Raw genomic sequence first — 14,020 nt, forward strand, 5'->3', positions numbered from 1 at the left:
GGGGCTGACCGTCAGCAGCTCGCTCTTCTACCTGCGGTCCCTGGCATCCGAGCCGGAGAGCTTCGGGCCGGCGGTCAGCCTGCAGCTGGAGGCTCGACCGCATCGGCCCCTAGGCCGCGACCGTTCCGCCGAATGGGCGACAGACGACCGCACCCGCCGGGAGGACCAGGACCGTGCGCACAGTGGTCAGCACGAGGAGCGCAATCGAGGTGCCGACCGGACCGGCCGGGATCGGGACGGCTACGAAATGGAGTGGTAGGTGCAGCCCGCCGCATCGCTTAGGAGCGGCTCCGCCGGCGATGTGGGTTTGTTCACTTGGCGAAGGACACTGGAATTGGAGAGAGACCATGCAGATGACCAATCGCGAATCCCTAAGGCGCGAAATCTTGGTGACGGGTGAGGACAGCGCCGACGTGGCCAGTACCGCGTCCCAGTTGCTCCCGGAGAATCTCCACCTCGAGGGTGTCGACGCCGCCGCCCCTCTATGGAACAGGAGCAACCGGGCGGCGGCAGCCAAGCGACGGGCCTACCAGACGACAACAGGAGGCCTTGCGTTGCTCGGGGATCTCGATATCGAGATCCCCGTGGCTGCCCAACGTCGACCGACCGCCGCGCTGGAGGCGGCCCTGAAAGCGGTTCGCGATCGCGAGCGCATTCGTGTGGCGGACATCATGAATGGCCCGGACATGCTCACGACGGAACAATTTGCGGAACTCCTCCGGATCGACGTGGTCACGCTCGAAGGGAAGCGCCGAACCCACCTGGTTCTTGGGATCGACGATGCCGAACACGGCGTCAGATTCCCGTTCTGGCAGGTTGGTCCGGATGGTGAACCTTTCTCCGCGCTGCCGGCGTTGTACGAACGTTTCGACGGGAGCGCATGGGCGGTGTACCGCTTCCTGGTTCGACACCGTCGTGACCTGAACGGTCTGACACCGCTCGAAGCACTCCACCGCGGCGGGAATGACGATGTCCTCGCCGTCGCCGACCTGGTTGCTCGGCAAGCTTCCAGCGCCATCGACTACGACATCGGCGACCGTCGCGCCGCGGACTGATGGCAATGCGCACCGCCCCCGGAGCTGCGGAGTGTTGGTCACGGACACCGTTGATGGCATTCGACATGGTCCGTCCGCGGACGCTTCGCTGGCCGGTCGACGAGGCCAAGGTTCCAGTTGGCCGGAGTCAGTCCTGAGCGGCGGGTTGCTCGTTGAACATCCGGAATCGAGCCGTACCGGAGGCAGACATCCGCACCGGCCACATAGCTGTCCGGATTGGCACCGTTTGACGGACAAAAGTGTGGAAACTCGGCCGGAGCCGACCCGAAGTGGTCATGCGCGCGTTGCAGACCTATCAGCTTGCGAGCCGACAGCCGCTCTGCCCACGCTCATGCATTGGCCCCCGACATATGGCGCGCGGCGATGTATCCGAAGGTGATCGCCGGACCGAGGGTGATCCCACCACCCGGATAGTTCCCGCCCATGAGGCTGGCGGCGTCGTTGCCGGCGGCATAGAGCCCCGGGATCGGCTCGCCGGTCGCGCCAAGAACCTGGGCGTTCTCGTTGCACTTGAGGCCGGCGAAGGTGCCGAGATCGCCCACTACGACCTTGACTGCATAGTACGGACCCTGCTCCAGGGGAGCGACGCACGGGTTCGGCTGGTGCTCCGGGTCGCCGAGGGACCGATTGTAGGCGGTCGTCCCGCGGCCGAACTCCGGATCCTCGCCGTTCCGGGCATGCTCGTTGTAGGCGCGGATCGTCTCCGCGAACTGCTTGGGATCCGCTCCGATCTCGGCCGCCAGGGCTTCGGGCGTCTCGCCCCGGAACAGATAGCCGGTGCGGATGTGACGGCCGATCGGGACCGGCGCCGGCTTCACGTGGCCCAGGCCGTACTTGCGCAACACCCGATGGTCGCAGACGAAGAAGGCGCAGATCTCACCCCCCTCCTCGGCGGTGCGTTTCGTCAGGGACTGGCCGAAGTCGTGGTAGCTGTCGGCTTCGTTGCAGAAGCGGCGGCCCGAGCGGGTGATCGCGATTACGCCCGGCTTTGAGCGGTCGACGAAATGCGGGAATGTGCCGAGCGTGCCGTCCCGGCGGAGCGGACGTGAGATCGGGACCCAGGCGGCGGCGTTCGGCAGGTCTTTCTCTATGCCCGCGCCGACGGACTCGCCCAGCCTCAGCCCGTCGCCGGTGTTTCCCGGAGGGGCCGGCGAAGCGTGCTCGTGACCGCTGTTCGCGTGTCCGAACATTTCCTTACGCCGGACCGGGTCCTGCGGAAACCCGCCAGCCGCGAGCACCACGCCCTTGGCCGCGCGGACCTCGACCGTGCCCTTCACCGTGTCGACGAGTGCGCCGGTGATCGCGCCGTCGCCGTTCCGGATCAGTTGCCTGACGGCCGCCCGGGTCCAGATTGGCACACCCTTGTCGAAGCAGGACTTCGCCAGCCGGCCGACCAACGCGTTGCCGTTCATCAGGCGCATCGGGCGGCCGTAGAACGCCATGTCGCGCAGGAACCTGATGAACAGCTTGCCGACGTAAAACGCGGAGACCGGTGAGCGCGTCACGTTGAAGAAGTGCAGGAGCTCCTTGCCGGAGCCGATCATCATGCCGAGGAACGTGATCTCCGAAAGCGGCGGGCGCAGACGCTTGATCTCGTCGCCCAGCTCCCGGCCGTCGAAGGGTCGGGCGACGATCGACCGGCCGGCGTCCATCCCGCCGGGGGCCTTCGGATGATAGTCGGCGAAGGTCGGCCCGAGATCGAACTGCAGGCAGGTATCCTGCTCGAAGAAGTCGACCGCCTTCGGCCCGGCTTCCAGGAACGCGTCGACACGGGCCTCGTCGAAGTGCGGGCCGGTCTCATGCTTCAGATAGGTCTTCGCCTTCTCGACGCTGTCCTCGATGCCCGCGCGCTTGGCCGGAGCGTTGTTGGGGACCCACATCCAGCCGCCGGACCGCGCGGTGGTTCCGCCGAAGACCGGCTCCTTCTCGACCACCAGCGTCTTCAGGCCGCGATGAGCGGCACAGACCGCACTCGCGAGGCCGCCCGCGCCGGAACCGACCACCAGCACATCGCAATCGTAGGACTCTCGGGGCATCCGTGGCTCCTCCGGTTGTCTTTCAGACGGCCAGATATCCGCCGTCGACCGGCAGCAAGGCCCCGGTCACATAGCTCGCGGCATCCGAAGCCAGGAACAGCACCGGCCCGACCAGCTCATCCGGTCGGCCCACGCGTCCCATGGGGGTGTGGGCCATGAACCGCCCGATGGCATCAGGGTTGTTGCGGGTGACTTCGGTCATCGGCGTCTCGATGACACCCGGCAGGATCGCGTTGACCCTGATACCGCGAGGAGCGAGTTCGCTGGCGAGCGCCTTCGTCAGTTGAGCCACCGCCCCCTTGCTAGCCGCATAGGCGCTCACCTGGCTGGCCGCGACCATCGACATGATCGAGCCGAGGTTCACCACGCACCCGCGGGTCTCCTCGAGCTGGGAGAGAAAGGCACGCACCATCACCTGCGGCCCGCCGGCGTTGACGGCGAGGATCCGCTGCCAGTCGTCGTCGTAGGACGCCGCGTCGATCGGGCTTCTGACGATGATGCCCGCGTTGTTCACGAGCACGGAAGCCGGCCCGAGCGTCTCACTGACATCGGCAGCGAAGCGCCTTGCCGCCGAGACGTCCGTGACGTCGAGCTCGGCAGTGAACGCCGTCCCGCCGGCGGCGACGATCTCTGCCCGGACATGTTCCAAGGCCGCTTTCTGCATGTCCGCCAATGCGATCTTCATGCCGGCGGCCGCCAGCCCCTTCGCGATGGCGGCCCCGTTGCCCTGGGCCGCCCCCGTCACGATAGCGGTTCGATCTCGCATCGGCCATCCTCTATCTTCGTCTATTGCGAATGAATTCGCTATTAGCTAATCTATAGACCACTGGCAAGCGATATCCGACTGCTCATGGCAGAAGAGGCGTTTCGGATGCGGACTGGCGACGATCCGAACGCGAATTGAATCGGAAGGGACGGATTTCATGAGCGCACAGGAGAACTCGATCGGACGCCCCGACAGATCCGTGGCCACCGTCAGCGCTGGCGGCTACATGCCGGGCTTCGGCAACGACTTCGAGACGGAGGCGCTTCCCGGCGCCCTGCCGCAGGGCATGAACAGCCCGCAGAAATGCAACTACGGGCTCTACGGCGAGCAGCTTTCGGGCACCGCCTTCACGGCACCCAGCCACCAAAACGAGCGGACCTGGTGCTATCGCATCCGCCCGTCGGTCAAGCACACTCATCGCTTCGCGAAGATCGATCTGCCGTACTGGCAGTCGGCGCCGAACGTCGACCCCGACGTGATCTCGCTCGGCCAGTACCGGTGGGATCCGGTGCCGCACGACGGCGAGGCGCTGACCTGGCTGACCGGCATGCGGACGATGACGACGGCCGGCGACGTGAACACCCAGACCGGCATGGCGAGCCACGTCTACCTGGTCTCCGCCTCGATGGTCGACGAGTACTTCTACTCGGCCGACAGCGAGCTTCTGGTGGTGCCGCAGCAGGGCAGGCTGCGGTTCTGCACCGAGCTCGGCGTCGTCGAGATCGAGCCGCAGGAGATCGCGCTCATCCCGCGCGGGCTGGTCTACCGGGTGGAGGTCCTCCAGGGCCCGGCCCGCGGCTTCGTCTGCGAGAACTACGGCCAGAACTTCGAGCTGCCGGGGCGCGGCCCGATCGGTGCCAACTGCATGGCCAACCGGCGCGACTTCAAAACCCCGGTCGCGGCTTTCGAGGACCGCGACGTGCCGTCGATGGTGACGGTGAAGTGGTGCGGACAGTTCCACCGCACGGAGATCGATCACAGTCCGCTCGACGTGGTCGCCTGGCATGGCAACTACGCGCCCTGGAAATACGACCTGACGAACTACTGCCCGATCGGCGCGATCCTGTTCGACCATCCGGACCCGTCGATCTTCACGGTGCTGACCGCGCCGTCGGGCGTGCCCGGCACTGCCAATATCGATTTCGTACTGTTCCGGGAGCGCTGGCTGGTGATGGAGAACACCTTCCGTCCGCCCTGGTACCACAAGAACGTGATGTCCGAGCTGATGGGCAACATCTACGGCGAGTATGACGCCAAGCCCGCGGGCTTTGTGCCGGGCGGAATGAGCCTCCACAACATGATGCTGCCGCACGGTCCCGACCGGGAGGCGTTCGAGAAGGCCTCAAACGCCGACCTCAAACCGCAGAAGCTCGACAACACCATGAGCTTCATGTTCGAGACGCGGTTCCCGCAGCACCTGACGTCGTTCGCCGCCAAGGAGGCACCGCTGCAGGACGACTACATCGACTGCTGGGCCGATCTCGAGAAGAAGTTCGACGGCACGTCGGGGATCAAATGAGCACAATGCAGAGCTGGCTGGACACGGCCAACGGCGACACCGACTTCCCGATCCGGAACCTGCCGTACGGCGTGTTCGATGACGGCCGCGGCGCGCGGTGCGGCGTCGCCATCGGCGACCGGATCCTGGACGTGGCCGCGGTCGACCACGGAGTCGATCCGGCGCTGTTCGTCGATCCGGCCTGGAACGCCGTGATGGTGGCGGGACCGGTTGTCTGGGCGGCGCTGCGCGCGCGGCTGACCGAGCTGCTATCCGACGAGACGCACCGCGCCGCGGTCGAGCCGCACCTGGTGGCGATGGCCCAGGCACGGCTGCTCATGCCGTTCCGGGTGTCGGAATACACCGACTTCTATGCCGGCCGGCATCACGCGACCAATGTCGGCACCATGTTCCGCGGCGCGGAGAACGCGCTGCCGCCGAACTGGCTGTCGATCCCGATCGGCTACAACGGCCGGGCCTCCTCGGTCGTGGTCTCCGGCACGCCGGTGCGCCGACCCTGGGGCCAGGTCAAGGGACCGGACGACGAGCTGCCTCGGTTCGCGCCGTCGGCACGGTTCGACATCGAGCTCGAAATGGGTGCGATCGTCGGCCAGCCGTCGGAAGGCATGGTCTCGGTCGCGCGTGCCGGGGAAATGATCTTCGGCTACGTGCTGCTGAACGACTGGTCGGCCCGCGACATCCAGGCCTGGGAGTACCAGCCGCTCGGCCCGTTCCAGGCCAAGGCGACGGCGACCACCATCAGCCCGTGGATCGTCACCAAGGCCGCCCTGGAGCCGTTCCGCGTTCCGACGCCGGCGCCCGGGCGGCCGCTGCTGCCGTACCTGAAGCCGACTGTCCCCGGGCTCTACGACATCGACCTCGAGGTGGCGCTGACACCCGAGGGCGGCGCCGAGACAGTCATCGCCCGGACGAACTACCGTGAGATGTACTACTCCGCCGCTCAGCAGCTGGCCCATCACACCACGTCGGGCTGCCCCATGCGGGTCGGCGATCTCCTCGGCTCGGGCACGATCTCAGGCCCGAACCGGGAGAATCGCGGCTCGCTGCTCGAGCTGAGCTGGGGCGGCAAGGAGCCCATCGAGCTCGCCGACGGCGACCTGCGCCGCTTCATCGAGGACGGAGACACCCTGGTGCTACGCGGAGCGGCCCACGGCAACGGGTGCCGCATCGGCTTCGGCGACTGCAGCGGTCAGGTGCTCCCCGCCGTCGCCCTTCCGGACTGGGCGATATAACCATTCAAGACAGGAGAAGTCTCATCATGGCCAAGGCATTCGCCTCCCAGGGCGACATGACGGAGAAGAAGATCAGCTTCACCGAAGTCGGCAAGGACCTCTGGGCGTTCACCGCCGAGGGCGATCCGAACTCCGGCGTCATCATCGGTGACGACAGCGTGATGATCGTCGAGGCCCAGGCCACGCCGCGCCTGGCGCAGAAGGTCATCGAAAAGGTCCGCGAGGTGACCGACAAGCCGATCACCCATGTCGTCCTGACCCACTACCACGCCGTGCGCGTCCTGGGGGCCAGCGCCTTCGGCGCCCAGCAGGTCATCATGTCCGACAAGGCCCGGGCCATGGTGGTCGAGCGCGGGCAGGAGGACTGGGACAGCGAGTTCCAGCGCTTCCCCCGCCTGTTCGAGGGCCACGAGAGCATCCCCGGCCTGACCTGGCCGACCACCACCTTCTCGGACTCGATGACCGTCTATCTCGGCAACCGCAAGGTCGTGATCAAGCAGATCGGCCGCGCCCATACGGCCGGTGACGCGGTGATCTGGGTTCCGGACGAGCAGGTGATGTTCACCGGCGACATCGTCGAGTATCACTCCGCCTGTTACTGCGGCGACGGCCATTTTGGGGACTGGGGCGCCACCCTCGACGCCGTGAAGTCCTACGACCCGAAGTCGATCGCGCCGGGACGCGGCGACGCGCTGGTCGGACTCGACATGGTCGACGCCGCTCTGGCGGCGACGCGGAACTTCGTCGAGAGCACCTACAAGCCGGCCCAGCAGGTGGCGGCACGCGGCGGCAGCCTGAAGGACGCCTGGGACGCGGTGCGCGATGCCTGCGACGCCAAGTTCAAGGACTACGCCATCTACGAGCACTGCCTGCCGTTCAACGTCGCCCGCGCCTATGACGAGGCCCGCGGCATCGACACGCCGCGGATCTGGACCGCCCAGCGCGACATCGAGATGTGGCAGGCCCTGCAGGGCTGAACGGATCGAGTTGCACCAAACGGAGTGCAGGCTCTTGTCGTCAGAGGGCCTGCCGCTCTGCCGGGCGCAGAAATCCCAAACGCGCCGAAACGGTTCCCGCGCAGGCGAGGAGTTCCCTGGCAATCGGGCCTTCCCAGTCCGCATCGAACGTGCCCGACGGTCCGATGGCGGTTATCGCGAGCACGATCGAACCGGTCTGGTCGAACACCGGGGCGGTCAGCGCGTTGACGCCGGGGATCGGGCGGTCGACGGCCCGCGCGAGGCCTCTCTCCCGGACCTCGGCGACCGACGCCTCGATCTGCTTCCGGCTCATCGTTCGTGCCAGTTCGTCGCCGACGCTGGCCCGGCCGATATCGGAATCCAGGAACGCCTCGATCATTTTTGGCGGCAGGAAGGCAGCGAAGACGCGTCCTGTGGCAGTGCCGAGGAGTGACATCACGCTGCCGACGCGCATGTTCACATGCACTGCGCTAACCCCTTCTTCGATGCGGACCACCGTCGGACCGTGATTGCCCCATACGGCAAGCGCGACGGTCTGCCCGATCGTTTCGACCAGTCCGCTTACGAGCGCGGCCGCCACCCGGACCGGCTCCAGGCGACGCATGCTGGCCAGCCCGATCTGCAGCGCGAGCGAGCCGAGTTCGTAGCGCCCGGTCGCCTTGTTCTGTTCCACCATGCCGATCCGCATGAAGCTGACGAGGTAGGGGTGGGCCTTGGCGGCGGACATGTCGGCCTTCTTTGCGAGGTCGCGAAGCATCATCGGGCCGTCCGCCTCCGCGAGCACCCGCAGCAGCTGACCGCCGACCTCGACGGACTGAATGCCTCTTTGATCGCCGGCCATCCGCAACTCCTCGTGATCGACAGTAGCGCTCTTCATTAGTATCAATCAGGAGTTCGTTTTTATCAAATCACTTTGACATTCGTGAATTTAACACTAAGGTCTGGCGCTACAAACGCTGAAGCAGGAGGACCGCCGTGATCACGAGAATGGGTCTGCTCCGCAAGCGCGACGACATGAGCACCGATGAGTTCCGGCGGCACTGGCGCGAGAGCCACGGCCCGCTCGCGGCGCAGCTCTCGGGCCTGCGTCGCTACCATCAGAACCACGTCGTCGACCGTGAGCAGCGTGCGATCAGCTATACGCGCGGCGGTCTCGATTTCGACGGCTTCTCGGAACTGTGGTTCGACGACCTACCGTCCATGTCGGCGGCCTTCGCGGGCGAACATGTAAAGCGGCTGGGCGAGGACGAGAGTCAATTTATCGGCGACCTCAAGCTCATCACGGCGATCCAGCACGTCGTGGTTCCGACGCCCTCGGGGACCCCGCTGCTGAAACGCATGTCGACGCTGAAACGGCGGCCGGACGTCAGCCCGGAGGACTTCAAGCGCGAGTGGTTCGACGTTCACTCGTTCCTCGTCCGGCGGCTACCGCAGGTGAAGGGCTACACCCAGAACCTGATCTTTGACCGGTCGCACGGCCGCGGCAGGCCAGCGACCTACGGGGAACTGCCGATCGACGGCATCGTCGAGCTGTGGTTCGAGGATCTCGAGAGCCTGAACACGGCATTCGCCTCGGATGCCGGCAAGACCCTCATGACACATGCGACCGAGTTCATCTCGGAGATCTCGACCTTCCTGGTCGACACCCATGAGGTCGTGTGACCAGCAACGGGACCCGGGTGAGATGGCGACATTCAGAGATCTCGTCGCAAGCGAACGACCGCTGGTGCTTCCCGGCGCGCACGACGCGATTAGCGCCCGGTTGATCCAGCGCGCAGGCTTCAAGGCGTACTTCATCGGCGGTTTCCCGCTCGTCGGCGCCAGGTATTGCGTACCCGACATCGGCTTGCTGGCACTGGGCGAGATCGGCGCTGGCATCCGCGACACGATGGCCGCGAGCACCCTTCCCGTGCTGGTGGACGCCGACAACGGCTACGGGGACGTCAAGACAGTCGTCCACGTGATCAATTTCTACGAGAGGCTTGGGGCTCAGGCGGTGTTCTTCGAGGACCAGGTGTCCCCGAAACGCTGCGGGCACATCGCCGGCAAGCAACTGCTTGACGCGCGGCAAATGGAAGCGAACATCCGCGCGGCCGCCGAGAATCTCCTGAATCCCGACACCTTCATCATCGCCCGTACCGACGCCCGCGAGGTCTATGGCCTCGACGAGGCGCTGCGGCGGGGCGAACGCTATGCACGCGCAGGAGCCGACGGACTGTTCATCGAGGCACCGACCAGCGTCGAAGAGATGGCGAGGATCGGAGGGGCTTTCGACATTCCTCAACTTGCAAACATGCTCGAGGGCGGGCGCACGCCGATGCTTGCGCCGCACGACCTCACGCAGTTGGGCTTTCGGATCATCATCTATGGCATCTCACCGCTGATGCACGCGGTTCGCGCGATGCAGAGCGTCTTGTCCAGCCTCGCGAACGGAGACGTCTCTTTCGCCGGCGCCGGCGCCGGCGGCGGCGTCGGCTTCGAGGAGTACAAGTCCATCGTGGACTTCGAGCACTGGGCGCAGATCGAGGACCGGTATCAGCCGAAGAGCAACAGCTCACCGAGGTAGCTGAAGAAGTAATCGGAGCATCTAGCCGATCTCTAGTGTCCGCTACGGAACACAGAGGCGGCCTGCTCATGTGACCGCTCCTGGTGCACACGAGGCACGCGAGAGGCATCGCTGATCGACCGACCACGAATTCCTGAGGTCTTTCGGCATCTGTCCATCCTCGGGCCGTTTCACGGACAGAGCACGTGCTGTCCGGGAGCTCCGGGCTGAGATGGGTTTCCGGACAAATTGATTTCCGGACGGGTTTACGGACATGCGACGCGATGTTCCCCGGGGGCGTCTCAACGTCTGCTTTGGAGTCACCGCAATCGGTCGATTTGTCTGCTCCCCACCCTTTTGAGCCACGTCTGGGGAGCCGTCGCTGCGGTCAGGCACGCTGTCCGATGACCGACCGCATGGCCGCCGCGCGGGTCCTGCGCTCCGCGTCACACTCGCTCGGAGAACCGGTCGAAGGCCGTCACGCGAACGCACCTCGGGTCGCACGGCCCAGGGTAGATCTCGGTGGCGAGGAAACGCCGTTCTTCCTCGATCGCCTCTTCGGCCACGTCCCGATACCACGCCCTCGGATTGCCGTCGGTACCGTCGCTCCACCGGTAGCCCCGCGCCTTCAGGCGGTCCTTCATGTCGAACGGGCTGTCCAGTGCCCAGAGCCGCCACGTAGGCTTGCGTGCCGTGTCGAGTAGGACCTTGAGCGTAGTGTCCGCGGATCCAGGAAATGGGCTGGCCAGGATTTCGAGGAGAACCTCGCAATCGGCGAGCCCGCGATGGCCGTCGTGAAACAGTCCGTACCGCATCGCGAGATATTCCAGCTTGCTGCTCGCGATCCCTACGTCGTTCCAGGATACCTCGGAATGCGAGCACGCCCAGGCCTTGGTCGTGAACACCTGGTTCATGCGCTCCACGAACCGCCGGTCGAACGCGGCATTGTGGGCAATCACGACGGCCGCCGGCGCGACTAGCTGGGACACCGCCCCTTGGTCGATCGAGCGGCCCGCTACCATCGCGTCGGCGATACCGGTCAACCGGGTCACTTCCGGTGGGATCGGACGGCCCGGGTCGGCCAGCGCCTCCATGCGCCCTCGCACTTGGCAGACACGCCCGTCTGTATCGAAGGTGAAGGCCAGGGCGGCGAACTCGATGATGGCGTCTGTCTTCGGATCGAGCCCTGTGGTTTCCGTGTCGAGAATGATGCCGAGCTTGGTCTCGGCGTCGGCATGATCGCTGAAAATATCCCGCGGCTTCACCCGTCGCAGGATCCTGTGGTCGGAGCTCGCGGCGAGTCGCCGGGCGAGGTCCTCGAAGTCTTCGTCTGCACTCATGTCATCAGAATATACGGTCGGGCTCGAAGCGGTCGAAAAGGCGCGCCATCGAAGCGGATCTGGAGCGCGTGTACTCGGCTGGGGCACGCGCCAAATATGCCACGCAATATAATTGCGGGTAGTTGCTCGGCGGCGCGTAGACGGTAGCGAACAAGCCCGTCTTGCCGGCCGATCGACGTGTGCATAGGGCCCGGGCTACGCAGCGCATCGCCCGAGCACCGGGATCACACGCCAGATTCCCTGGCACTGGTATCGGATCGGCGTCCGTCCCCGGTGCCACCCGGTCTCGCGAACCCCGCCCTCAGCCGATCTTCGACAGCATCACTAGAGCGACGGCATCGCCGAACCCGGCAGGGGGTACGAGTGGCACGGTGATGCGGAAGAAGCTGTCATCGGCAAGCAAAGCGCCGGGCATGATCTTCGCCAACCCTCGCACGTAGGACACCACCGTCTCGTTGCCGGACAGCATTGCCCTGATGTCAGCGCGCAGGCTGCGAGCCAGAGGAACCGGAACGGGCAAGTCCTCCAGGAACCGGCCGGCGAGCGGCGCCCGCTGGGCCCAGACCCGCTGCGTGCTGAGGTCGTGCGCCAGGTACTGCGCGGAGCCGTCCTGCCCGAGCGCCAGCAGTTTCACCCGGTGCGTGCTCGTCTCGACACGGCCGACCAGCTCCTTGGTCAGTGCGAAGCCGGTTGCATTCAGATAGCCCCATGTGTCGCGCACATGCTCGTCGGCGATTTCCGTGACGATCGCCGGATCGAGACGGTCCTGCTCCAAGGGAAAGCCGGGCTGGCTCGTCAGCTCGATCGCGCCCGTGAGGTACCGCGGCAACTCGTCGACGGAACGGGCGATGACCGATCCGCGCGGTCGGTGGTCGTGCACCCTGACGATCAACTTCCGGCCGGGATGCCGACCCTCCAGGCTGGCCAGCACGTCCGAGGCAGCCGCTATCGCACGACGGGTTACTTTCAGCGGGTTTACCCAGACCTCGACCCGACGTTGGGTTTCGCAAACGTTGACCCAGCCAAGGGTGTCCAGAGCGAAACTTCGATTATCGATCGGGTGGCCCGGAATCCAGTCGAGAGACTTCGCTGCCCCGTCCGCAGCAATCCATGTCGAATGCTCCATCGCCGCCTTTCCATCCCCATTGGCGCAGCACCCCTCTCCCCAAGAGACCGACAACCATAGCAGCAGATGTTGCGGTGCAAACGGCAAAAGTGCTTAACGTAACAAAAGTACAACCCATAATTATTGATAAAAGCCCAGTAAATTCGCTGCATTTACTCGAATGGAATGGACACGTCAGGGCGTGGGTCCACGCTATGGGTCGCCGCCGGGAGTCGTCCGCTAGTTCGCAGGCCTGGAGCCCCGGCCGACGAGTTCGTCTAGCGCCAAGAGCGGTTCGACCTTCGCGACGATCGCGGCATTGTCCACGGGACCCCAGTACCGGGAGTCCAAGCTGCGCGGATGCAGGCCGACGAGGTAGACCATGCCCGGTGCCACGATCTCACAGCCTCTGAGTGCGGGACGTTCGGGTGCCGCTGCCGGCGGTGGCATCTCGGCGATTGTCGTGCCGTTCACCGTGAGGGCGGTATCAAGCGCACAGACTGCGTCGCCCGCGATGCCGGCGACCATCTTTATCCACCGATCGCGGCTGCGCGGCCCGCGACCGCCCTGCCATGCGCGATGCGCGGCCGCCGGTGGCTCGAAGAGCACCAGCGCCCCGCGCGACCAGGCTCGATCCGGCAGCACGCGGTACACCCCGGGCGGGACTGATGCACTCGACGGGCTGATCAGAAGCGGTGTGCCGAGATCGCGCGCCCAAAGGAGCCCCAGGACCAGCGAGGCGGCTGATCCGAGAACGGCTACTCGGCGAGATGTTCGCGGTCCGAGCATTCCCATTGCACCTCGGTTCCGGCCTGGTCCTTCCTGTCCGACTGGATCGCTGCGATGAGGATGGTGGACAGCTGGGCATAGTCGACACGCAGCATCCCGTCCGGCCCTGTCCTCACGACCTCCGGTGCGGCCTCGGCCACATTCTGCGCGACCACGCCGATGCGCTCCCGCGCCTCACCCCGGTACCGAAAGCGGTACAGCCCGATCCGCCCGACGATAGCGCGCGCCTCTTCGGCCGAGACCTGTCGTATCGCCTCCTTCAGCCGACAGTCGGAGCTGTAGTAGAAGGCCTTGGCGTACACCTCGTTGCCGTCGACGACGTTGTTGCCGTTCAGGTCCAGGTTCGCGCCGGCACCATTTTCAAAGGAAAGCGTAGTCGACATCCGGGCGAGCTCGGGATGGCCGTCGATCGTCGTGCGGGCGATCCAAGGCGTGGCTTGAATCGCAGGAACACTTGCCCGGGCGACCAACTGGCCCGCCTGAAAACCGGCGCTGCCGATCTGGAACGGACCGAGCGATGCGCTCCAGTTTGGCCCGCGCGCGACGTTGCTGGCACCCACTTCGCCGATCTTGGTCTCGCCGAACCGCATGACCGCTCCGCGGACGTCCGCGCGCGGCACGATGCCGCCGGCGGTCACGACCATCACCTCGAGCGG

The 14,020-nt window shown here is 65.7% G+C and carries 14 protein-coding genes; 7 read left to right on the top strand and 7 right to left on the bottom strand.

Going from position 1 to position 14,020, the window contains the following annotated elements; all coding sequences use genetic code 11:
- On the top strand, positions 1-259 hold a 259-nt coding region (locus tag RIC54_RS24165; RefSeq protein WP_350151517.1), incomplete at its 5' end, for a hypothetical protein.
- Positions 260-347: 88 nt separating this feature from the next.
- Positions 348-1,055: a hypothetical protein gene (locus RIC54_RS24170; RefSeq protein WP_350098771.1), complete on the top strand. Its 708-nt coding sequence runs from the start codon at positions 348-350 to the stop codon at positions 1,053-1,055.
- Positions 1,056-1,384: 329 nt separating this feature from the next.
- On the opposite strand, the gene RIC54_RS24175 is transcribed toward RIC54_RS24170, so the two are convergent.
- Together RIC54_RS24175 and RIC54_RS24180 are read right to left on the bottom strand one after the other, a co-directional pair.
- Positions 1,385-3,091, bottom strand: a complete 1,707-nt coding sequence (locus tag RIC54_RS24175; RefSeq protein ID WP_350151519.1) for an FAD-dependent oxidoreductase — start codon at positions 3,089-3,091, stop codon at positions 1,385-1,387.
- A gap of 22 nt (positions 3,092-3,113) precedes the next feature.
- Entirely contained in the window at positions 3,114-3,857 is a 744-nt protein-coding gene (locus tag RIC54_RS24180) for an SDR family NAD(P)-dependent oxidoreductase (protein ID WP_350098775.1), read from the bottom strand.
- Positions 3,858-4,014: 157 nt separating this feature from the next.
- Here RIC54_RS24180 and hmgA point away from each other — a divergent pair, with 157 nt between their 5' ends.
- The 3 genes from hmgA to RIC54_RS24195 are packed head-to-tail and all read left to right on the top strand — an operon-like array spanning position 4,015 to position 7,585.
- Positions 4,015-5,376, top strand: coding sequence for a homogentisate 1,2-dioxygenase (gene hmgA, locus RIC54_RS24185; protein WP_350098777.1), 1,362 nt, complete (start codon positions 4,015-4,017; stop codon positions 5,374-5,376).
- Positions 5,373-6,608, top strand: a complete 1,236-nt coding sequence (gene fahA / locus RIC54_RS24190) for a fumarylacetoacetase (protein ID WP_350098779.1) — start codon at positions 5,373-5,375, stop codon at positions 6,606-6,608. The genes hmgA and fahA overlap by 4 nt, the downstream gene beginning before the upstream one ends.
- 26 nt (positions 6,609-6,634) lie before the next feature.
- On the top strand, positions 6,635-7,585 hold the full coding sequence (locus RIC54_RS24195) for an MBL fold metallo-hydrolase (RefSeq protein WP_350098781.1): 951 nt from the start codon (positions 6,635-6,637) through the stop codon (positions 7,583-7,585).
- Between the two features lie 40 nt (positions 7,586-7,625).
- Here RIC54_RS24195 and RIC54_RS24200 read toward each other — a convergent pair whose 3' ends face one another.
- Complete coding sequence (locus RIC54_RS24200; protein WP_350098783.1) at positions 7,626-8,462, bottom strand: IclR family transcriptional regulator; 837 nt, start codon at positions 8,460-8,462, stop codon at positions 7,626-7,628.
- Positions 8,463-8,560: 98 nt separating this feature from the next.
- Between RIC54_RS24200 and RIC54_RS24205 the strand changes: the two genes are divergently transcribed.
- Both RIC54_RS24205 and RIC54_RS24210 read left to right on the top strand, forming a co-directional pair.
- Complete coding sequence (locus RIC54_RS24205) at positions 8,561-9,247, top strand: EthD family reductase (RefSeq protein ID WP_350098785.1); 687 nt, start codon at positions 8,561-8,563, stop codon at positions 9,245-9,247.
- A 22-nt stretch (positions 9,248-9,269) separates the two neighbouring features.
- A complete protein-coding gene (locus RIC54_RS24210; protein ID WP_350098787.1) occupies positions 9,270-10,151 on the top strand; it encodes an isocitrate lyase/PEP mutase family protein in 882 nt (293 codons plus the stop codon).
- Between the two features lie 425 nt (positions 10,152-10,576).
- Here the strand turns inward: RIC54_RS24210 and RIC54_RS24215 are convergent, their stop codons facing one another.
- The 4 genes from RIC54_RS24215 to RIC54_RS24230 all read right to left on the bottom strand — a co-directional run.
- A complete protein-coding gene (locus RIC54_RS24215) occupies positions 10,577-11,470 on the bottom strand; it encodes a 3'-5' exonuclease (RefSeq protein WP_350098789.1) in 894 nt (297 codons plus the stop codon).
- Positions 11,471-11,771: 301 nt separating this feature from the next.
- Positions 11,772-12,596: a hypothetical protein gene (locus tag RIC54_RS24220; protein WP_350151521.1), complete on the bottom strand. Its 825-nt coding sequence runs from the start codon at positions 12,594-12,596 to the stop codon at positions 11,772-11,774.
- A 219-nt stretch (positions 12,597-12,815) separates the two neighbouring features.
- On the bottom strand, positions 12,816-13,370 hold the full coding sequence (locus RIC54_RS24225) for a S26 family signal peptidase (RefSeq protein WP_350098793.1): 555 nt from the start codon (positions 13,368-13,370) through the stop codon (positions 12,816-12,818).
- On the bottom strand, positions 13,334-14,020 hold a 687-nt coding region (locus RIC54_RS24230), incomplete at its 5' end, for a tail fiber domain-containing protein (protein ID WP_350151523.1). The genes RIC54_RS24225 and RIC54_RS24230, both read right to left, overlap by 37 nt.

The sequence above is a fragment of the Thalassobaculum sp. genome (assembly GCF_040219215.1).
GTDB lineage: Bacteria > Pseudomonadota > Alphaproteobacteria > Thalassobaculales > Thalassobaculaceae > Thalassobaculum_A.

Bases quoted from the DNA above. Each gene is read 5' to 3' on its own strand.
- RIC54_RS24195 (WP_350098781.1), top strand. From the start codon at position 6,635: ATGGCCAAGGCATTCGCCTCCCAGGGCGACATGACGGAGAAGAAGATC.
- RIC54_RS24175 (WP_350151519.1), bottom strand. From the start codon at position 3,091: ATGCCCCGAGAGTCCTACGATTGCGATGTGCTGGTGGTCGGTTCCGGC.
- fahA (WP_350098779.1), top strand. From the start codon at position 5,373: ATGAGCACAATGCAGAGCTGGCTGGACACGGCCAACGGCGACACCGAC.
- RIC54_RS24220 (WP_350151521.1), bottom strand. From the start codon at position 12,596: ATGGAGCATTCGACATGGATTGCTGCGGACGGGGCAGCGAAGTCTCTC.
- RIC54_RS24225 (WP_350098793.1), bottom strand. From the start codon at position 13,370: ATGGGAATGCTCGGACCGCGAACATCTCGCCGAGTAGCCGTTCTCGGA.
- hmgA (WP_350098777.1), top strand. From the start codon at position 4,015: ATGAGCGCACAGGAGAACTCGATCGGACGCCCCGACAGATCCGTGGCC.
- RIC54_RS24215 (WP_350098789.1), bottom strand. From the start codon at position 11,470: ATGAGTGCAGACGAAGACTTCGAGGACCTCGCCCGGCGACTCGCCGCG.
- RIC54_RS24170 (WP_350098771.1), top strand. From the start codon at position 348: ATGCAGATGACCAATCGCGAATCCCTAAGGCGCGAAATCTTGGTGACG.
- RIC54_RS24180 (WP_350098775.1), bottom strand. From the start codon at position 3,857: ATGCGAGATCGAACCGCTATCGTGACGGGGGCGGCCCAGGGCAACGGG.
- RIC54_RS24200 (WP_350098783.1), bottom strand. From the start codon at position 8,462: ATGAAGAGCGCTACTGTCGATCACGAGGAGTTGCGGATGGCCGGCGAT.
- RIC54_RS24210 (WP_350098787.1), top strand. From the start codon at position 9,270: ATGGCGACATTCAGAGATCTCGTCGCAAGCGAACGACCGCTGGTGCTT.